This window comes from Stenotrophomonas sp. YJH_SMC_20 (assembly GCF_059367845.1).
In genome coordinates, this window is sequence record NZ_JCAFRG010000003.1 from 255967 (window position 1) to 275544 (window position 19578).

The following is a 19578-nucleotide window of genomic DNA, read 5'->3' on the forward strand; positions in this document are numbered from 1 at the left end:
TGCATCAACGCAGGGCAGCGCGACGCTTCTCGTCGATCCACTTCGAGGCCTGGGCCGGCTGGTAGTTCTGCATCCACTCCAGCATCGCTTCGATGTCCGAGCCGTACCACAGGTCCTGGCGCTGGTCCGGGTGCAGGAAGCGCTCTTCCACCATGCGATCGATCATGCCGATCAGCGGGGCGTAGAAACCTTCCACATCGAGGAAGGCGCACGGCTTGTTGCCGATGCCCAGCTGGCGCCAGGTCAGCATTTCAAAGATCTCTTCCATGGTGCCGAAGCCGCCGGGCAGGGCGACGAAGCCGTCAGCAAGATCGAACATGCGCGACTTGCGCTCATGCATCGAACCGACGATCTCCAGTTCGGTCAGGCCGCGGTGGGCCACTTCCCAGTCGGCCAGCTGGCGCGGGATCACGCCGGTCACCTCGCCGCCAGCGGCGAGCACGGCATTGGCCACGGTTCCCATCAGGCCGACGTTGCCGCCGCCATACACCAGGCGCAGGCCGTCGCGGGCAATGCGGTCGCCCAGGGCAATGGCGCGTTCGGTGTAGGCCGGCTTGCTGCCAGCGTTGGAACCACAGTACACACAGATCGATTTCATGGATCTTCCTGTCTCTTGGCCGGAAACGAAAACGCCCCGTCGCCAACCGCAGGGCGGTCGGGGACGGGGTGTCCTTGGATTATGAGCCCTTCTGTAGAGCCGAGCCATGCTCGGCTGCTCTTCGTTCAGATCGCGGCAAAGGCCGAGTCGAGCATGGCTCGACTCTACAAACGCCAAGCAGGCTTACGCGGCAGCGGCCTGTTCGCGGCGCGGGCCTTCACGCAGGGCACGGCCGACCATCCCCACCAGCAGGTCCAGCTCCTCGCTGTCCATGCCGAAGTGCGGGGTGAAGCGCAGCGAGTTCTCGCCACCGTGGATCACGTTGATGCCGTGCTGGCGCAGCCATTCTTCGGTGGAATTGGCGCCGTAGCACTTGAACTGCGGCGCCAGCTCGCAGGAGAACAGCAGGCCGGTACCCTGCACCTTGGTGATCAGGCCGCCCAGCTCGTTCTTCAGCTGCTCCAGCTTGCGTACGGCTTCGGCGCCACGTTCGGCGATGTTGGCGCGCACCTGTGGGGTCAGCTGGGCCAGCGTGGCGCAGGCCACGTCCAGCGCACGCGGGTTGCTGGTCATGGTGTTGCCGTAGATGCCCTTGCGGTACAGCTGCGCGGCATGCTCGGTCACCGCCAGCACCGACAGCGGGTACTGCGCGGCGTTCAGCGCCTTCGAATAGGTTTCCATGTCCGGCGGGTCCAAGCCTTCGAAGCCCGGGTAATCGACCACCGAGAGCACGCCATGCGCGCGCAGGCCGGCCTGGATCGAGTCGAGCAGCAGCAGGCTGCCATGCGCACGGGTCAGTTCGCGGGCCACGGCATAGAACGACGGCGGCACCGAGCGGCCCGGGTCGCCTTCGCCCATCACCGGCTCCAGGAACACCGCCTCGATGAACCACTGGTTGCGTGCGGCGTCCTCGAACACCTTGTGCAGGCCGGCCTCATCGTACGGCGCCACGGTGATCACCGAATCCTCGCCACGGTAGCTGGCCAGGTGCTGCATGTAGCTCTTGCGGCTGGAATCGGAATACAGGGCAGGGCGGTCGGTACGGCCATGGAAGCTGCCCTTGACCACCACGCGCTTGATCGCAGCGCCAGCGTGGCGCGCACCCGGGTCGGTCTGCAGCTTGGCGTTGACGTCGGCGATGCGCGCGGCCAGGCCGACCGCTTCGGAGCCGGAATTCAGGCACATGAAACGGGCGAATGGGCAGCCGCCACGGCGATGGCCGATCTCGGCGCGCAGGGCGGTGATGAAGCGCTGCTGCGACAGGCTGGGTGTCATGATGTTGGCCATCACCTGCGGGCGGGCCATTGCCTCCAACACGGCGTCCGGGGTGTGCCCGAAGCCGAGCATGCCGTAGCCGCCAGCGTCGTACAGCACGGCGCCCTTCAGGGTGACCACCCACGGGCCGCGCGCAGCCAGTGCCACGTACGGGGTCACCGCGTCATCGGCGTAGAAGTTGACGAAACCATCCTGCATCGCGTCGATCTGCGCCTGTTCGTCCTGCGCCAGCAGCGGCCCCAGGTCGGCCTGCACGCGCGCGAATTCCTCGGCGGCGGCGTCCACCGCGGCGATCAGCTGCGGGTGGTTGGCGGACAGGGCGGTCAGCGTGGCGTCGTCCAGGCCGGAGGTGAGGCGGGTGCCGGGCTGGGCGCGCAGGGGGGCGAGGCGTTCGATGAAGCTCATTGCAGATCTCCTGAAACGATGGGTCGCACGGGCCTTCAAATGCAAAACGCGCGTCATCACGCGCGCTTGGGGGCAGGCTCGTGCAGCGGACTTCCAACTCGATGCTAGCACTTGTTTTTTTGCGCGATAACCCCGCAGAAACCTGCTGCATAGCAGCATTTTGCGCGACGTTCGCCGCGAAGCGCGCCGGCTCGCAGACGCTGGACGTACAATGCGCGCCATTGTCGACCTGTTGCCGCCCACTGCCTTGAAGAAGTCCGATTTCCACTACGACCTGCCGGCTGAACTGATCGCGCAGGCTCCCCTGGCCGAACGCTCCGCCAGCCGCCTGCTGCTGGTACCGCCGGCACCTGCCGTCTTCACCGACCTGCAGGTGCGTGACCTGCCGTCGCTGCTGCAGCCGGGCGACCTGCTGGTGTTCAACGACACCCGGGTGATTCCGGCGCGCCTGTTCGGGCAGAAGGCCAGCGGCGGCCGCGTGGAGATCCTGATCGAGCGCCTGCTCGGCGGTCAGCAGGCGCGTGCGCAGGTCGGCGCCAGCAAGTCGCCGAAGGCCGGCAGTCGCATCGCGCTGGATGCCGGTGGCGAAGCCGAGGTGCTGGGCCGCGATGGCGAGTTCTACGTGCTGCAGTTCCATGTGCCGGAGTCGCTGGAGCAGTGGCTGCTGCATGCCGGCCGCCTGCCGTTGCCGCCCTACATCCAGCGCGAGCCGGGCGTGGACGACCGCGAGCGGTACCAGACCGTGTTCGCGCGCGAGGTAGGCGCGGTGGCGGCACCGACCGCCGGCCTGCATTTCGACGAACCGCTGCTGGCCGCGCTGAAGGAGAAGGGCGTGGACTTCGGCCATGTCACCCTGCACGTGGGGGCGGGCACCTTCCAGCCGGTGCGCGCCGATGACCTGAAGGACCACGTGATGCACCGCGAGTGGCTGAACGTCGGCGCCGAACTGGTGCAGCAGGTGCGGCGCACGCGCGCCGCCGGCGGCCGGGTGATCGGCGTCGGCACCACCGTGGTACGCGCGCTGGAAAGCGCGATGCGCGATGGCGAGCTGCTGCCGTTTGCCGGTGAAACGCAGATCTTCATCACCCCGGGCTACCGCATCCGCAGCGTCGACGCGATGGTGACCAACTTCCACCTGCCGGAAAGCACGCTGCTGATGATGATCTCCGCGTTTGCCGGCAAAGAACGCGTGTTCGAGGCCTACCGGCACGCGATCGAGCAGCGCTACCGCTTCTTCAGCTACGGCGACGCGATGCTGCTGTTCCCGCAGGCGGGGGTAGGGCGCTGACCTCTGCCTGCTTGTGGTGGGTGCGCACCGTTGGTGCGCACTTGCAGGTGCCTGGAGACCAGGAAAGCCACGCATGGCGTGGCTCTACTGCCCAGGTAGATCCACACCATGCGTGATGAATCCGGTAGCCCCGGCCATCCCGGGCAAACCGCTCCGCCGGGCGTGGCCCGGCGCTACCGGAGCAGGGAGGGCGGTTTTGGGAGACAATGGGCAACTATTTGCCCGAATGACCGCTCCATGTCCCGATTGCAGTTCCAGCTCCAGACCCGCGACGGCCGTGCCCGCCGTGGCCGCCTGACCTTCCCGCGTGGCACGGTGGAAACGCCGGCCTTCATGCCGGTGGGGACCTATGGCTCGGTCAAGGGCATCCTGCCGGACCAGGTGCGGGCGCTGGGCGCCGAGATCATCCTCGGCAACACCTTCCACCTGTACCTGCGCCCGGGCCTGGACATCATCGCCGACCACGGCGGCCTGCATGGCTTCTGCCGCTGGGATGGCCCGATCCTGACCGATTCGGGTGGTTTCCAGGTGTTCTCGCTGGCCCACCGCCGCAAGATCACCGAGCAGGGCGTGACCTTCGCCTCGCCCACCGATGGTGCCCGCGTGTTCCTGGGCCCGGAAGAGAGCATGAAGATCCAGAAGGTGCTCGATTCGGACGTGGTGATGATCTTCGACGAGTGCACCCCTTATCCGGCCACCGAGGATGTGGCGCGCCGCTCGATGGAGCTGAGCCTGCGCTGGGCCCAGCGCAGCCGCAACGCGCATGACGAGCTCGGCAACGACGCGGCCCTGTTCGGCATCGTCCAAGGGGGCGTGCACACCGATCTGCGCAGCCGTTCGGCCGATGCCCTGCAGGCGATCGGCTTCGACGGCTATGCCATCGGCGGCCTGGCCGTGGGCGAGCCGGAGCACGAGCGCAACGCCATGCTCGACCACCTGGACCCGGAGCTGCCAAGCGACCGTCCGCGCTATCTGATGGGTGTGGGCCGGCCGGAGGACCTGGTCGAGGGTGTCGCACGTGGCGTGGACATGTTCGACTGCGTGATGCCGACCCGCAATGCGCGCAACGGCCATTATTTCACCTCGTTCGGCACCGTCCGCATCCGTAATTCCCAGTACGCGCGCGACATGGACCCGATCGAGCCGGGCTGCGGCTGCGTGGCCTGCACCGGTGGCTATACCCGTTCCTACCTGCGCCACCTGGACCGCTGCAACGAGATGCTGGCGCCGATGCTGGGCACCCTGCACAACCTGTTCTATTACGAAAAGCTCATGGCCGACATCCGTGCGGCCATCGAGGCGGGAACCTTCCTGGCCTTCCGTGAGTCTTTCTACGCGGCACGCGGGGCGGTGGCCCCGCCCCTCTAACCCGGACGCCCCCTGCCAAACGGTCCAAGGACGAACGCCCGGGGCCGTGGCATACTTCAAGGCTGACCCAGATCCGCGGTCGACACCCCCGCCCCTCAAGGGACGGGAGCGCCGCCCAACCAAAGGACCAACGATGAACCTGCTTGCTTTCCTGATTCCCGCCGCCCACGCCCAGGCCGCCGGCGGCCAACCGCAGGGCATGGGCCTGACCACGCTGCTGTTCCCGATCATCCTGATCGCCATCATGTACTTCCTGATGATCCGCCCGCAGATGAAGCGGCAGAAGGAGCACAAGGCCATGCTGGAGAAGATCAAGCGTGGCGATGAAGTGCTGACCAACGGCGGCATCGCCGGCATCGTCACCGACATCGGCGACAACTTCATCACCATTGAAGTGGCTGACAACGTGCGCATCCGCGTGCAGAAGGGCGCTGTCGGCAACGTGCTGCCGGCCGGTACCCTGAAGTCGGCCCAGTAAGCCACCCCCTTTCCGATGCACAACCGCGGCGCCGGGGATGGCGCCGCGCGGGACCCAAGCAATGCTCGAATTTCCACGCTGGAAGTACGTCGTCATCCTGATCGTACTGGCGCTCAGTGCGCTGTATGCGCTGCCCAACATCTACCAGAAGGACCCGGCCGTCCAGATCACCGCCAACCGTGGCGGGCAGATCGATGATGCGCTGCGCGACCGTGTGCTGGCCGACCTGAAAAAGGCCGGTATCACTCCCGTCGGCGCCGAGAAGGAAGGGGAAAGCCTGATCGTCCGCCTGCCGGACCTGAAGGCGCAGTCCGCCGCCAGCGACGCCCTGCGTGACACCGTCGGCGAGAACTACACCGTGGCCCTGAACCTGGCCTCGACCGTGCCGGACTGGTTGGCCAAACTCGGTGGCCGCCCGATGGTGCTCGGCCTGGACCTGCAGGGCGGCGTGCACTTCGTGCTGCAGGTCGACCAGAAGGCTGCCCTCGACAAGCGTCTGGACGCCTATACCGAAGACGTGCGCAGCACGCTGCGCGACGCCCGCATTCCGTACCAGTCGGTGGAACGCCGTGCCGACAACAGCATCGTGGCCAACCTGAGCCCGTCCGCCGGCGACGACGCCGCGCAGCGTGCGCGCGCCGCCCTGGTGAAGGCGCAGCCGACGCTGGGCTATGACGTCAGTGGCAACCGCATCACGGTCACCGTGCCGGAGACCGAGATCACCCAGATCGCCAATGGCGCCATCGAGCAGAACATCAACACCCTGCGCAACCGTGTGAACCAGTTGGGCGTGGCCGAACCGATCATCCAGCGGCAGGGTGCGGACCGCGTGGTCGTGCAGCTGCCGGGTGTGCAGGACACCGCCGAAGCCAAGCGCATGATCGGCGCCACCGCCACCCTGGAGTACCGCGCGGTGGTCGAGGGCAATGCGCAGGACGCCATCAATTCCGGCCGCATCCCGCCGGAGGCGAAGGTGTACCAGCGTCGTGACGGCCTGGGCCCGGTGCTGCTGAACAAGCGCGTGATCGTCACCGGTGACCAGATGGTCGGCGCGCAGGCGGTGACCGATCCGAACAGTGGCTCTCCGGCCGTCAGCGTGACGCTGAACAATGTCGGCGGCCAGCGCATGTTCGACTTCACCAGCGCCAACGTGAACAAGCCGATGGCGGTGGTCTACACCGAGCGCGTGCCGACCGTGACCGTCGTCGACGGCCAGGAAGTGCGTGGCTTCAAGGTCAACGAGGAAGTGATCTCGGTGGCCAACATCAATGGTGTGTTCGGCAAGAACTTCCAGACCACCGGCCTGCAGAAGAAGGAAGCCGAGGACCTGGCCAAGCTGCTGAAGTCGGGTTCGCTGGCTGCGCCGATGGACTTCGTCGAAGAGCGCGTGGTCGGCCCGAGCCTGGGCGCCGAGAACGTCAAGAACGGCATGCGCGCGGTCGTGTTCGCATTCCTGTTCACCCTGGTGTTCTTCAGCATCTACTACCGCATGTTCGGTGTGATCACGTCGGCGGCGATGCTGTTCAACCTGCTGATCGTGGTGGCGGTGATGTCGCTGTTCGGCGCGACCATGACCCTGCCGGGCTTCGCCGGCCTGGCGTTGTCGGTCGGCCTGTCGGTGGACGCCAACGTGCTGATCAACGAGCGTATCCGAGAAGAGCTGCGTGCCGGCGTGCCGGGCAAGACCGCGATCGTGACCGGTTACGAGCGTGCTTCGGGCACCATCCTCGACGCCAACCTGACCGGCCTGATCGTCGGTGTGGCGCTGTTTGCATTCGGTACCGGTCCGCTGAAGGGCTTCGCGCTGACCATGATCATCGGTATTTTCGCCTCCATGTTCACCGCGATCACCGTGTCGCGTGCGCTGGCGACGCTGATCTACGGCCGCCGCAAGAAGCTCCAGAACGTGGCCATCTGACGGGACGACACGCACATGAAACTGTTTCCGCTGCACATCCTCCCGAACGACACCAAGATCGACTTCATGCGCTGGCGCCATGTCGCCATGGCAGTCACCATCGTGGTGTTCCTGGCCTCGGTCGCCATCATCGGCATCAAGGGCTTCAACTACGCACTGGACTTCACCGGCGGCACCCTGATCGAAGCCCGCTTCGACAAGGCGGTGGACGTCGAGCAGGTCCGCACCAAGCTCGAGCAGAACGGCTTCGAAGGCGCGCAGGTGCAGAGCGTCGGTGGCAACACCGATCTGCTCATCCGCCTGGCGCCGCACGGCGAGCATGCGCCGGGCACCGGTGATGCCGCTGCCGAGGACAAGGCCACTGCAGCTGCCGTGGTGAAGGCACTGTCCACGGCTGACAACCAGGCCACCGTGCTGCGCAACGAGTTCGTCGGCCCGCAGATCGGCAAGGACCTGGCGATGAATGGCCTGTACGCCACCATCTTCATGCTGGCCGGCTTCCTGATCTACATCGCGGTGCGCTTCGAATGGAAGTTCGCGGTCACCGCGAGCATCGTGGCGATGTTCGACCTGATCGTGACGGTGGCTTACGTGTCCCTGCTGGGCCGTGAGTTCGACCTGACCGTGCTGGCCGGCCTGCTCTCGGTGATGGGCTTTGCGATCAACGACATCATCGTGGTCTTCGACCGCGTCCGCGAGAACTTCCGCAGCCTGCGCGTGGACTCGATGGAAGTGCTGAACCGCTCGATCAACCAGACGCTGTCGCGTACGGTGATCACCGCGGTGATGTTCTTCCTGTCCGCGCTGGCCCTGTACCTGTACGGTGGCAGCTCGATGGAAGGCCTGGCCGAGACGCACATGATCGGTGCGGTGATCGTGGTGCTGTCCTCGATCCTGGTGGCGGTGCCGATGCTGACGATCGGTTTCCTGCGCGTCAGCAAGCAGGACCTGCTGCCGAAGGCGAAGGACGTCGAGGCCCTGGCCCGTCGCCCGTAAGCGTCCCGCTGCACGCAACACGCAGAGAACCCCGCGCAAGCGGGGTTTTTTGTTGGCAGGGCTTGCAGCCCTGCACCTGCAGAGGCAACAGCAACAGCAACAGCAACAGCAACAGCAACAGCGGCATTCCGTGGATTGGTGGGGCGGGGTCGGAGTGCGGGGGCGCCGCAAGTACGTCCCTGTAGGCTTGGCAGCCGCTTGCTCGTGCGCGCAGTCCTGCGCGCACGGCAAGACCGGGGTTGGGCGTCCTGCCCAACCCGCCCGAGGCATGCCTCGGGCCCATGCGGCTGACACCCCGCACTCCGACACCGCCCCACCTCTGACAGATCCCCACGGCTGTGGGTAGGTGTCGACCTTGGTCGACACATTTGTCAGATATCGAAACAATTCTGGGGTCAGATCCGTTTTCCTTCGAAAAACGGATCTGACCCCAAGAGCTGTTCCGACAGATCGCGGAAGACTGTCAAAGGCGGGGTGGGTCCGGTTGCGGGGGTGTCCGCGGCATGGATGCCGCGGCCAAGCCCCTATGGACGGGTTAACGGCGTCCCCCGCAACCGGACCCACCCCGGCATCCCTCAGTAGCCCGGCTTTTGACGTTGCTGTTGAGGTTGCCGGCCAGCGGCCGGCACTACCGCAGGTGCAGGGTGCAACCCTGCAAAGAAACCCCACCCTACGCCAGCGTCGGTTGTGCATTCGGCCCCCGCACACTACGATCCTGCGGTTCGCGCGCACAGGCGCGCGCCCATATTCCTGCTGAGCGCCCCGTGCGCCGCATCTGCCAACCCGAGGTATCCATGGTCATCAAACCGCGCGTCCGCGGCTTCATCTGCGTCACCACCCACCCGACCGGCTGCGAAGCCGCGGTCAAGCAGCAGATCGACTACATCCGCGCGCGCCCGCCGATCCAGAACGGCCCCAAGCGCGTGCTGGTGATCGGCGCCTCCACCGGCTACGGCCTGGCCGCACGCATTACCGCCGCGTTCGGCAGTGGCGCGGCAACGCTGGGCATCTTCTTCGAACGCCCGGGCAGTGAATCCAAGCCGGGTACCGCCGGCTGGTACAACTCGGCCGCGTTCCACAAGTACGCCGACGAAGCCGGCCTGTATGCCAAGAGCATCAACGGCGATGCCTTCTCCGATGAGGTGAAGGCGAAAACCATCGAGATGATCAAGGCCGATCTCGGCCAGGTCGACCAGGTCGTGTACAGCCTGGCTGCACCGCGCCGCAAGCACCCCAAGACCGGCGAGATCATCAGCTCCACGCTGAAGCCGATCGGCGAGCCGATCACCCTGCGTGGCCTGGATACCGACAAGGAAGTGATCACCGAGACCACTCTGCAGCCTGCCACGCCGGAAGAGATCGCCGGCACCGTTGCGGTGATGGGTGGCGAAGACTGGCAGATGTGGATCGACGCGCTGGCCGATGCCGGCGTGCTGGCCAACGGCTGCACCACCACGGCCTTCACCTACGTGGGCGAAGAGATCACCCAGGCGATTTACTGGAACGGCTCGATCGGCGCCGCCAAGAAGGACCTGGACACCAAGGTGCTGGGCCTGCGCGAGAAGCTGGCGAAAATCGGCGGCGACGCGCGCGTGTCGGTGCTGAAGGCCGTGGTGACCCAGGCCAGCTCGGCCATTCCGACCATGCCGCTGTACCTGTCGCTGCTGTTCAAGGTGATGAAGGAAAAGGGTACTCACGAAGGCTGCATCGAGCAGCTCGACGTGCTGTACGACATCCTTTACGGCGGCAGGGCCGATGGCACGGCGGTCGACCGCCTGCGCCACGATCTGGTCGATGGCGATGGCCACACCGTTGCGCTGGTCGACGAGGAAGGCCGCCTGCGTGCCGACTACAAGGAAATGGCGGCGGACGTGCAGGGCAAGGTGGTCGCGCTGTGGCCGCAGGTGACCAACGAGAACCTGTACGAAATCAGCGACCTGGCTGGTTACAAGGCCGACTTCCTGCGCCTGTTCGGCTTTGGCGTGGAGGGCGTCGACTACGAGGCCGACGTCAATCCGGACGTGAAGATCGACAACCTGGTCGACATGACCTGATCAACGAAAAGGCCGGCGAAAGCCGGCCTTCTCTTTGTGTAGAGCCGAGCCATGCTCGGCTGCTCCTCGCTTGAGTCCCGCAGCCGAGCATGGCTCGGCTCTACAGAGAGGCATCACCCAAACTCGAAACCCATCTCCGGCAACGCCGGGCCGACGAAATCGCCCTGCACGTAATCCACGCCGGCACTGAACAGCAGGGTCATCGAATTGGCGTCGCTGACGAACTCGGCGATGGTGCGGATACCGGCCTCCTGCGCGCGTGCGGTGATCTGGCTGATGCGATCGATGTTCTCGCGAGTGGCGGCCAGATCGTTGGTGAAACCGCGGTCCAGCTTGAGGAACTGCGGCTGGAAGTGGGCGAGCAGCTGGAACGAATCCAGCCCGGAACCGAACTGTTCCAGGCCGATGCGGCAGCCCAGTGGCGCCACTTCGGCGAGGAACTGCTGCGCACTGCGCAGGTGGGTGAACACCTTCGCTTCCGGCGCATGCAGCCACAGCCGTTCGCCGGGTACACCCTGCGCCTGCAGCTCGCGGCGCAGGGTGGCGATCATCTGCGGGTCATCGAACGATTCCGGCGTGACCTTCACCAGCACCTGGGTGGCATGACCCGCACGCGCGCGTTCACCCAGCACCGCGATCGCCTGCGAGACCACCCAGCGGTTGATGTCGGCCAGCAGCCCGTGTTCTTCGGCGATGCCCAGGAACGCGGTCGGGCTCAGCAGTTCGGCATTGTGTTCCAGGCGCAGGTAGGCCTCGTAAAGCTCCAGTGGCTCGCCCTGCAGGTTCAGCACCGGCTGGTAGTGCAGCTGGAAGCCGTCGCCAGCCAGCGCCTCGCGGATGCGGGCGACCCAGCGCAGCACGCGCTCTTCCTCGACCCGGTCGGCGGCGGCCGGGTCGAAGATGCGGCAGGTGTTGCCCAATTCGGCGGCGGCCTGCGTGCATTCGCTCGCGCGTGCCAGCACCTGGCCGATGCTGGCGATCTTCTCGCCCACCTGCACGCCACCGATGCTGACCGTTACCGTGGCCGAACGCGCGCCGATGCTGAAGACGTGTGCGGCGTAGGCTTCGCGGATGCGCTCGGCCAGCGCCACGGTCTGCGCGTAGGGCCCGGCCTGCAACACGGCAAAATTGTGTTCGCCGAAGCGGGCCAGTTGCGCGTCCGCGCCAACTACTTCGGCCAGCAGGCCTGCGAGGGCGCCGATCAGCGTATCGGCCGAGGCCAGGCCGATGTCTGGCAGCAGGCGCGCATAGTGGTCCGGCTCGATCAGCAGCAGTCCGAACTGGCCCTCGCTGCGCCCGGCCTGGGCCACTGCGCTTTCCAACTGCAGCATGAAGGTCGGTCGGTTGAGCAGGCCGGTCACCTGGTCACGCTGGCGCAGGTCCTCGACCTCGCGTGCCAACTCGGGATCGAACTCCATGCGGCGGCGGAGCACCACCTGCAGGCAGGATTCGCCCTCGTAGGTGGCGGCGGTGAATTCCATCGTCGCCGGGAACGCACTGCCATCCTGGTGGCGCGCGTCAAGCTGGTACTGCGGCGGCGGCGCTTCGCCGCGGCTGAGGCCCTTCAGCAGCTGCTTGAAGCCTTCCACGTGCTGCGCGGCAACCATGTCCAGCAGCGAGATGCCTTCGATATCGTCGAAATGCTCGTAACCGAACATCTCCAGGTAAGCGTCGTTGGCACGGATGTGCATGCCTTCATGCACGTAGGCGATGGGATCGCGCGAGGAGGCAATCAGCGCATCGCAGCGGCGCTCGGTCTCACGCATCTGCGCCTCGATGCGGCGCAGGCCACGCCGTGCCTGCAGGTCCACCCACTGGTCACGGACCACGGCCAGCAGGTGCTCGGAACGCTGGCGCAGGGCGAGGGCACGGATGCCATGGCTGCTGGCCTGTACCAGTTCGTCTTCGTCGATGCGCTCGGCCAGCAGTACCAGCGGAATATCCTTGCCGCTGGCGGCAATATGCTGGGCCACCAGCGGCAGCGGAATGCCCTGCGAAGGCGAGGCCAGCACCAGGTCGATGGCCTGGCTGGCCAGCACCTGGGCCAGCTCGGCAGCATCCTGCGGGCGCCACGGACGCACCGCGATGCCGCTGTTGCGCAGGGTGCTGACGATGGCTTCGGCATTCTCGCCGCTGTCATCGACGATCAGCAGGCGGATGGTGATGTCGTTCGCGTTCTGCATGCACTGCTCCCCAATCTGCGAATCTAGATACACGATGCGCGGCGAACCGTCCATGCGCGCACCCCTTGCGCGCAACGAACGGCGATGTGGTTCACACCACGCCACCGGCCGCGTGGCCGCTGGCCCAGGCCCACTGGAAGTTGTAGCCGCCCAGCCAGCCGGTCACATCCAGCACCTCGCCGACGAAATGCAGGCCGGGTACGCGCTTGGATTCCATCGTCGAGGACGACACCTCGGCGGTATCCACGCCGCCCAGGGTGACTTCGGCGGTGCGATAGCCCTCGGTGCCGCTGGCCACCAGCGGGAACGCGCCCAGCAGCTGCGCGGCCTGGCGCAGTACCGGCTCGTCCAGCTGACGCACCGGGCGGTCCGGCAGCCAGTGCTCGCACAGGCGCTGCGCCAGCCGCTTGGGCATCACGTCGCCCAGCACGGTGCGCAGCTCGGCGGCGGGCCGCTCGCGCTTCATCTGGCGCAGCCACTCGCCCGCATCCTGGCCCGGCAACAGGTCCAGCTCCAGCGCATCGCCGGGCTGCCAGAACGACGAAATCTGCAGGATCGCCGGGCCGCTCACGCCGCGGTGGGTCAGCAGCATGAAGTTCTGGAAGCGCTTGCCGTTGCAGCGTGCCTCGATCGGCAGGGCGACACCACTCAGATCGGCCAGCCGCTCCTGGTGCTTGCCGCTGAGCGTGAGCGGCACCAGTCCTGCGCGGGTCGGCAACACCTCGTGGCCGAACTGGCGGGCAATCTCGTAGCCGAAGCCGGTGGCGCCCATGCTCGGAATCGACAGGCCGCCGGTGGCCACCACCAGCGAGGCGCAGTGGAACAGGCCATGGGTGGTGTGCACGCGGAAACCATCGCTGCCGTGCTCGATGCGCTGCACGCTGCATTCGGTGCGGATCTGGGCACCGGCCGCCTGGCATTCGTCCACCAGCATCTTCACGATCTGCTTGGACGAAATGTCGCAGAACAGCTGGCCCAGTTCCTTTTCGTGATAGGCGATGCCGTGCTTGCTGACCAGCTCGATGAAGTGCCAGGGCGTGTAGCGCGCCAGCGCCGACTTGCAGAAGTGCGGGTTGGCCGACAGGAAGTTGGCCGGGGTGGTGCCGGTGTTGGTGAAATTGCAGCGGCCGCCGCCGGACATCAGGATCTTCTTGCCGACCTTGTTGGCATGGTCGATCACCTGCACCTGGCGACCGCGCTGGCCAGCCGTGATCGCGGTCATCAGCCCGGCCGCGCCGGCGCCGATGACCACCACGTCGCAGCGGATCGTGCTCATGCCTTGGCGCGCTTGCGCCAGTTCGGGATCACGTCGAGCTGCATCTGATCGTTGAGCAGCTGCACTTCACCGTCCTGGATCAGCACGCTCCAGCGCATCGCGCGCTGGATCTGCTGGCCCCACAGTTCGACGAAGGCACCATCGAGGTCAACCACCGACAGGTTGTCGAAGCGCGCCAGGCCCTTGCCCTGCTTGCCCCACCAGATTTCCGAGGCGTTGCCGCCGTAATTGACCACCTGCACCTGTCGGCTGCGGTTGCTGGCCTTGCGGATGCGCGATTCGTCCGGATGGCCCAGGTCGATCCACTGCAGGATGTCGCCGGTGTAGTCGTGTTCCCACAGGTCCGGCTCATCGTCGGTGCTCAGGCCGCGGCCGAACTCCAGGCGATCGCTGGCATTGAGAGCGAAGGCGAGCAGGCGCACCATCAATCGTTCGTCGGTCTCGGACGGGTGCTGGGCCAGGGTCAGGTTGTGGGTCGCGTAGTAGCCGCGATCCATGTCGCTGATCTGCAGTTCGGCCTTGCGGATGGTGGCGGTAAGAGCCATGGGGGATCCGTGGACTAAAGACGTCAATGATAGAGGTTTGCTCGAAGGGTGTCCGTTGCCGGGCTGTCTGCGCAGCGTCAACGGTGGCACTCTTGGCGCTCTTTCCCGTGGCCGGAATGGACGCCATGACCCTGCCCAGCCACCTGCAGCTGCCCCCCGGCCACTGGCCCAGCCTGCTCGATGGCCTGTGCGCGCGTTTCCCGCGCATCGGTCGCGCGCAATGGCAGGACCGCTTCGCCCGAGGCCGTGTGCAGGATGCGCAGGGCAGGGCACTGGCGCCGGACATGCCCTGGCAGGTGGGGCTGGAAATCCAGTACTTCCGCGAGGTTGCCGACGAGCCGGTGATTCCCTTCGCCGAGACCCTCCTGCATCTGGATGAGCACCTGCTGGTGGCCGACAAGCCGCACTTCCTGCCGGTAACGCCGGCCGGTGGGTATGTGCGCGAAACCCTGCTGTCGCGCCTGGTCGCCCGCACCGGCAACACGGATCTGGTACCACTGCACCGCCTGGACCGGCTCACGGCGGGGCTGGTGTTGTTTTCGACCCAGCCGGCGACACGCGATGCCTATCAGCGCTTGTTCCGCGAGCGCCGCATTGAAAAGACCTACGAGGCGCTGGCACCGGCGCTGCCTGGGCTGGCGTTCCCGCTGCTGCGGCACAGCCGGCTGGCGCCAGACGAGCCGTTCTTCCGCATGGCTGAAGTGCCGGGCGAGCCCAATGCGCGCAGCCGGGTCGAACTGGTCGAAGCCGAGGGGGCGATCTGGCGCTACCGGCTGCTGCCGGAAACCGGCCGCAAGCACCAGCTGCGGGTGCACATGGCGATGCTGGGTGCGCCCATCGTGGGCGACGACCTGTATCCGCAGCTCAGAGTGCGCCCGGAGGGGGCGGACGAGCCGCCCCTGCAGCTGCTGGCGCAGGGCTTGGCCTTCAATGATCCGTTGAGCGGGGAGCGACGGCGCTTCCGCAGCCAGCACCGCTTGGTGCTGCCGGGTCAGGGCGACTAGGCCCGTTCAGCGGGCCGGGCGCCGCGCCAGCCAGCGGTCCAGCTCGGCGGCGAACAGCTGCCGGTCGCGCTGGCCCAGTGGTGGGGGGCCGCCGGTCTGGACCCCGGCGCCGCGTAGTTCTTCCATGAAATTGCGCATCGACAGCCGCTCGGCCATGTTGTTCGGGGTGTACAGCTGACCGCGCGGGTTCAGCGCCACGGCCTTCTTCTCCAGCACCAGCGCGGCCAGCGGGATGTCCTGGGTGACGACCAGGTCTCCGGCGGCGACCCGTTCGACGATGGCGCTGTCGGCCACGTCCAGGCCTTGGGGGACTTGGATCGAGCGCAACCAGCGCGACGGCGGGGTGCGGATCCACTGGTTGGCAACCAGGGTCAGTTCGATCCCGACCCGTTCAGCGGCCCGGAACAGGATGTCGCGAATGACGGCGGGGCAGGCGTCCGCGTCCACCCAGATACGGGGGAGGGCCAGTTCAGCTTGGGTTTCAGCTTCAGTCATTTACCCAGTGTAGGGTAGGAAAATCCTGAATGGGGGCTCAGGGTTAGCCTCGACCGGCTGCCAGCCCTTGCCACGTCTAGGGGGCGGGGCCAGCCCATGAACGCCCCGGCTATCGCTTTTTGCAGAAAACACGCGTATCGTTGGCCCCACTGTGTTTGCTAGGGTCACCGTGAATCGTGGCCTGGTGCAGTTGATCTCACGATCCGCTCATCGATCCGCTTTACCAACGCCTGCAACTCAGTCTCGGCCCCGATACCCGGTGGCTGCGATTTTTTCAACATGTGTTTCAGGAGTTAGTCAAATGTCTGATCGTCAGACCGGCACCGTCAAGTGGTTCAACGACGCCAAGGGCTTCGGCTTCATCACCCCGGAAAGCGGCCCGGACCTGTTCGTGCACTTCCGTGCCATCCAGGGCACCGGCTTCAAGACCCTGCAGGAAGGCCAGAAGGTTACCTTCATCGCCGTCCAGGGTCAGAAGGGTATGCAGGCTGACCAGGTGCAGGCGGTCTAATCCGTCTGCTGCCGTTTGGTAGCCAGAACGCCGGAAGCGAGAGCTTCCGGCGTTTTTTATTGCCCGTTGTTTTTTTGTAGAGTCGAGCCACGCTCGACTGCTCTCAAAGCCACTCGAGCATGGCTCGACTCTACAAAGGGCATGCACTGCGCGCGGTACGATGTGGGCCTCCCCAAGGATCATCCCCATGCGCATTGTCCATCACCTGGAAAACTCCCGTTCCCTGCGCGTGCTGTGGATGCTGGAGGAGCTGGGGCTGGACTACGAACTGCGCCGTTATCCCCGTGATCCGAAGACGCTGCTGGCACCGCCCGAGCTGCGCAGGGTGCATCCGCTCGGCAAGTCCCCCGTGCTGCAGGACGGTGAGTTGGTACTGGCCGAGTCCGGCGCCATCCTCGACTACCTCGCGGATCGCTATGACACCCAACGCCAGCTGTCGCCGTCCCCGACACCGGCCGATGGCGCCGAGCGCATCGCCTACCGTTACTGGCTGCACTACGCCGAAGGCTCAGCGATGCCGCCGCTGCTGTTGACCCTGGTGATGGGCCGCATCCGCAACGCGCCGATGCCGTTCTTCGCCCGCCCGATCGCGCGCAGCATCGCCGACAAGGCCGAACGCGGCTTCATTGGTCCGCAGCGGCGCCTGCACCTGGACTGGATGGAGCGCCGCTTGGCCGAGAGCCCGTGGTTCGCGGGTGATCGGTTCAGCGCAGCCGACATCCAGATGAGCTTTCCGATCCAGGCTGCGGCCGCGCGCGGCGGTGGCCTCGACGACAAGCCGGCGCTGCGCGGCTTCCTCAAGCGCATTGGCGAGCGCCCGGCCTACCAGCGCGCCGAGGCCCACGGTGGACATCTGCAGGCGCTGAGCGGCAATTGAGGCCGTCGGCCGTCGCCCCCATCTTCTACACCATGGATAACGACAGCCCCCGTTTCGACAATCGCCTGCTGAATGCCCTGCCGGGTGACCCAGAGTCCGGCCCGCGCAGGCGTGAAGTGCTGGGCGCCGCCTGGTCGCCGGTGATGCCGACGCCCGTGGCGGCGCCCACGCTGTTGGCCTGGTCGCCGGAGGTGGCCGCGATGCTCGGCTTCGATGCCGATGAAGTGGAGAGCGATGGCTTCGCCGATGTGTTCGGTGGCAATGCGCTGTACCCCGGCATGCAGCCGTGGGCGGCCAATTATGGCGGGCATCAGTTCGGCCACTGGGCGGGGCAGCTGGGTGATGGCCGCGCGATCTCACTGGGCGAACTGGTCGCACCCGATGGGTGTCATTGGGAGCTGCAGCTGAAGGGTGCCGGCCCCACCCCGTATTCGCGGGGCGCCGATGGCCGCGCGGTGCTGCGCTCGTCGATCCGCGAATTCCTGTGCAGCGAGGCGATGCATCACCTGGGCGTGCCGACCACGCGCGCGTTGTCGCTGGTCGGCACCGGCGAAGACGTGGTGCGTGACATGTTCTACGACGGTCATCCCCGCGCCGAACCCGGCGCCATCGTGTGCCGTGTATCGCCGTCGTTCCTGCGCTTCGGCTCATTCGAACTGCCGGCCTCGCGTGGTGAAACTGGCTTGTTGCGGCAGCTGGTCGACGCGTGCATCGCCCGCGACTTTCCGGAGCTCGAAGGGCAGGGCGAGGCGCTGTACGGTGACTGGTTCGCGCAGATCGCGGTGCGCACTGCCGAGATGATCGCGCACTGGATGCGCGTCGGCTTCGTGCATGGCGTGATGAACACCGACAACCTGTCCGTGCTAGGCCTGACGCTGGATTACGGTCCCTATGGATGGGTCGAGGACTTCGATCCGGACTGGACGCCGAACACCACCGATGCCCAAGGCCGGCGCTATCGTTTCGGCACCCAACCGCAGGTGGCGTACTGGAACCTGAGCCGACTGGCGCAGGCGTTGTCGCCATTGTTTGCCGATGTCGAACCGTTGCAAGCGGGACTGGCGGCGTACCAGTCCACGTTCGTTGCCTGCACCCGTCGCGATGCAGCGGCCAAGCTCGGCCTGGCAGCGGCGGATGATGAGGACCTGCAGCTCTACCTGCGCTGGCAGCAGCTGATGCAGGACGGCAGCATGGACATGACGCTGGCCTGGCGCGCGCTGATGCGCGTTGATCCAACGTCGCCCGATGTGGGCGTGCTTGACGCGGTGTACTACGACGAGGCGCGCCAGCAGTCGGTGCAGGCACCGCTGCAGCAGTGGTTGCAGGACTACGCGGCGCGACTGCGCGTGGATCCGCTGTCGGCCAGCGAGCGCACGGCGAAAATGGCCGCGGCCAATCCGCTGTACGTGCTACGCAACTGGCTGGCCCAGGAGGCCATCGATCGCGCCGAGCAGGGCGACCTGGGCGGTGTTCACGCATTGCAGGACGTACTGCGTGACCCGTATACCGAACGCGCCGGGCTGGAGCACTTTGCCGGCAAGCGCCCGGCGTGGGCCGACAACCGCGCCGGCTGCTCGATGCTGTCCTGCAGTTCCTGAGGGTGGGTTTCGGCAGGGCTGCGCCCTGCACCTGCAGAGGCAAGGGCCGAATCCAAAGCCAAAGCCAGAGCCAAAGCCAGAGCCAAAGCCAGAGCCAAAGCGGCTCTGGATTGTCGATGGTCTGGCGGGGCGGTGTGGGGCTGCAGGACACGCCGTAAACCCATCCTTGGGGGCTCGATGGCACCATCCATGGCGCCAACGGTCCTGCAGCCCCACACCGCCCCACCTCCGACAGATTCCCGCTGCTGTGGGTAGGTGTCGACCTTGGTCGACACGGTCGATCCACGCCATGCGTGGATGCTTTTCGTTCAATTCTCGAAATATTCGATTTCGATGAAAGTTCATCCACGCATGGCGTGGATCTACGACAGATCGCAGGAATCTGTCGAAGGCGGGGTGGGTCCGGTTGCGGGGGCGTGAGCCGCATGGGCCCGAGGCATGCCTCGGGCGGGTTGGGCAGGACGCCCAACCCCGGTCTTGCCGTGTGCGCAGGAAAGCGCACACGAGCAAGCGGCTGCCAAGCCTAGACGGACGTACTTGCAGCGCCCCCCGCAACCGGACCCACCCCGCCATCCCTCGGAATGCGGCTTTTGTTTTCGCTTTTGCTTGCGCGGTGGCCTCTGCAGGTGCCGGGCGCAGCCCGGCCGAACACCCCAACAGGCAGCCGGCGCCCGGAACAGGTACCCTATGCCGCCATCAGATAGCCAAC

The 19578-nt window shown here is 66.2% G+C and carries 16 protein-coding genes; 10 read left to right on the forward strand and 6 right to left on the reverse strand.

All coding sequences use genetic code 11. The annotated features are described in order from the left end of the window. Positions 1 to 4: 4 nt before the first annotated feature. Together AC5P6A_RS07250 and AC5P6A_RS07255 are read right to left on the reverse strand one after the other, a co-directional pair. Positions 5 to 598, reverse strand: a complete 594-nt coding sequence (locus tag AC5P6A_RS07250; protein ID WP_019661256.1) for an LOG family protein — start codon at positions 596 to 598, stop codon at positions 5 to 7. A 183-nt stretch (positions 599 to 781) separates the two neighbouring features. Then, on the reverse strand, positions 782 to 2278 hold the full coding sequence (locus tag AC5P6A_RS07255; protein WP_134735404.1) for an aminotransferase class III-fold pyridoxal phosphate-dependent enzyme: 1497 nt from the start codon (positions 2276 to 2278) through the stop codon (positions 782 to 784). A gap of 211 nt (positions 2279 to 2489) precedes the next feature. Between AC5P6A_RS07255 and queA the strand changes: the two genes are divergently transcribed. The 6 genes from queA (at position 2490) to fabV (ending at position 10380) form a co-directional block, all read left to right on the forward strand. After that, positions 2490 to 3566: a tRNA preQ1(34) S-adenosylmethionine ribosyltransferase-isomerase QueA gene (queA, locus tag AC5P6A_RS07260; protein WP_019661258.1), complete on the forward strand. Its 1077-nt coding sequence runs from the start codon at positions 2490 to 2492 to the stop codon at positions 3564 to 3566. A gap of 237 nt (positions 3567 to 3803) precedes the next feature. Further along, positions 3804 to 4934 carry a tRNA guanosine(34) transglycosylase Tgt gene (gene tgt, locus AC5P6A_RS07265; RefSeq protein ID WP_134735403.1) on the forward strand — a complete coding sequence of 377 codons (1131 nt, stop codon included), beginning with the start codon at positions 3804 to 3806 and terminating at the stop codon, positions 4932 to 4934. A 133-nt stretch (positions 4935 to 5067) separates the two neighbouring features. Continuing rightward, positions 5068 to 5412, forward strand: a complete 345-nt coding sequence (gene yajC / locus AC5P6A_RS07270) for a preprotein translocase subunit YajC (protein ID WP_006434333.1) — start codon at positions 5068 to 5070, stop codon at positions 5410 to 5412. Positions 5413 to 5473: 61 nt separating this feature from the next. Beyond that, positions 5474 to 7330, forward strand: coding sequence for a protein translocase subunit SecD (secD, locus tag AC5P6A_RS07275; protein ID WP_019661260.1), 1857 nt, complete (start codon positions 5474 to 5476; stop codon positions 7328 to 7330). Between the two features lie 15 nt (positions 7331 to 7345). Then, on the forward strand, positions 7346 to 8326 hold the full coding sequence (gene secF / locus AC5P6A_RS07280) for a protein translocase subunit SecF (RefSeq protein ID WP_021202635.1): 981 nt from the start codon (positions 7346 to 7348) through the stop codon (positions 8324 to 8326). 794 nt (positions 8327 to 9120) lie between these two features. Next, the gene (gene fabV, locus AC5P6A_RS07285; protein WP_111099175.1) at positions 9121 to 10380 is read left to right on the forward strand and encodes an enoyl-ACP reductase FabV; all 1260 of its coding nucleotides are present in this window, start codon (positions 9121 to 9123) and stop codon (positions 10378 to 10380) included. 113 nt (positions 10381 to 10493) lie between these two features. Here fabV and AC5P6A_RS07290 read toward each other — a convergent pair whose 3' ends face one another. The 3 genes from AC5P6A_RS07290 to AC5P6A_RS07300 all read right to left on the reverse strand — a co-directional run bounded on the left by AC5P6A_RS07290 (position 10494) and on the right by AC5P6A_RS07300 (position 14384). Continuing rightward, a complete protein-coding gene (locus AC5P6A_RS07290) occupies positions 10494 to 12563 on the reverse strand; it encodes an EAL domain-containing response regulator (RefSeq protein WP_346714726.1) in 2070 nt (689 codons plus the stop codon). 91 nt (positions 12564 to 12654) lie between these two features. Beyond that, on the reverse strand, positions 12655 to 13839 hold the full coding sequence (locus tag AC5P6A_RS07295; RefSeq protein WP_155029383.1) for a BaiN/RdsA family NAD(P)/FAD-dependent oxidoreductase: 1185 nt from the start codon (positions 13837 to 13839) through the stop codon (positions 12655 to 12657). Then, positions 13836 to 14384 (reverse strand): YaeQ family protein, encoded by a 549-nt coding sequence (locus tag AC5P6A_RS07300; RefSeq protein ID WP_164145478.1) that lies wholly within the window; start codon positions 14382 to 14384, stop codon positions 13836 to 13838. Before AC5P6A_RS07300 ends, AC5P6A_RS07295 begins: the two co-directional genes overlap by 4 nt. A gap of 125 nt (positions 14385 to 14509) precedes the next feature. Between AC5P6A_RS07300 and AC5P6A_RS07305 the strand changes: the two genes are divergently transcribed. Next, positions 14510 to 15388, forward strand: coding sequence for a pseudouridine synthase (locus AC5P6A_RS07305; protein ID WP_021204711.1), 879 nt, complete (start codon positions 14510 to 14512; stop codon positions 15386 to 15388). 6 nt (positions 15389 to 15394) lie between these two features. Here the strand turns inward: AC5P6A_RS07305 and AC5P6A_RS07310 are convergent, their stop codons facing one another. Next, positions 15395 to 15883, reverse strand: a complete 489-nt coding sequence (locus AC5P6A_RS07310; RefSeq protein ID WP_021204710.1) for a YaiI/YqxD family protein — start codon at positions 15881 to 15883, stop codon at positions 15395 to 15397. A 301-nt stretch (positions 15884 to 16184) separates the two neighbouring features. Here AC5P6A_RS07310 and AC5P6A_RS07315 point away from each other — a divergent pair, with 301 nt between their 5' ends. The 3 genes from AC5P6A_RS07315 (at position 16185) to AC5P6A_RS07325 (ending at position 18869) form a co-directional block, all read left to right on the forward strand. Continuing rightward, positions 16185 to 16394, forward strand: coding sequence for a cold-shock protein (locus AC5P6A_RS07315; protein WP_004153307.1), 210 nt, complete (start codon positions 16185 to 16187; stop codon positions 16392 to 16394). Positions 16395 to 16581: 187 nt separating this feature from the next. After that, positions 16582 to 17271, forward strand: a complete 690-nt coding sequence (locus tag AC5P6A_RS07320; protein ID WP_111099177.1) for a glutathione S-transferase family protein — start codon at positions 16582 to 16584, stop codon at positions 17269 to 17271. Positions 17272 to 17303: 32 nt separating this feature from the next. After that, positions 17304 to 18869, forward strand: a complete 1566-nt coding sequence (locus AC5P6A_RS07325) for a protein adenylyltransferase SelO (protein ID WP_346714727.1) — start codon at positions 17304 to 17306, stop codon at positions 18867 to 18869. Positions 18870 to 19578 lie beyond the last annotated feature (709 nt).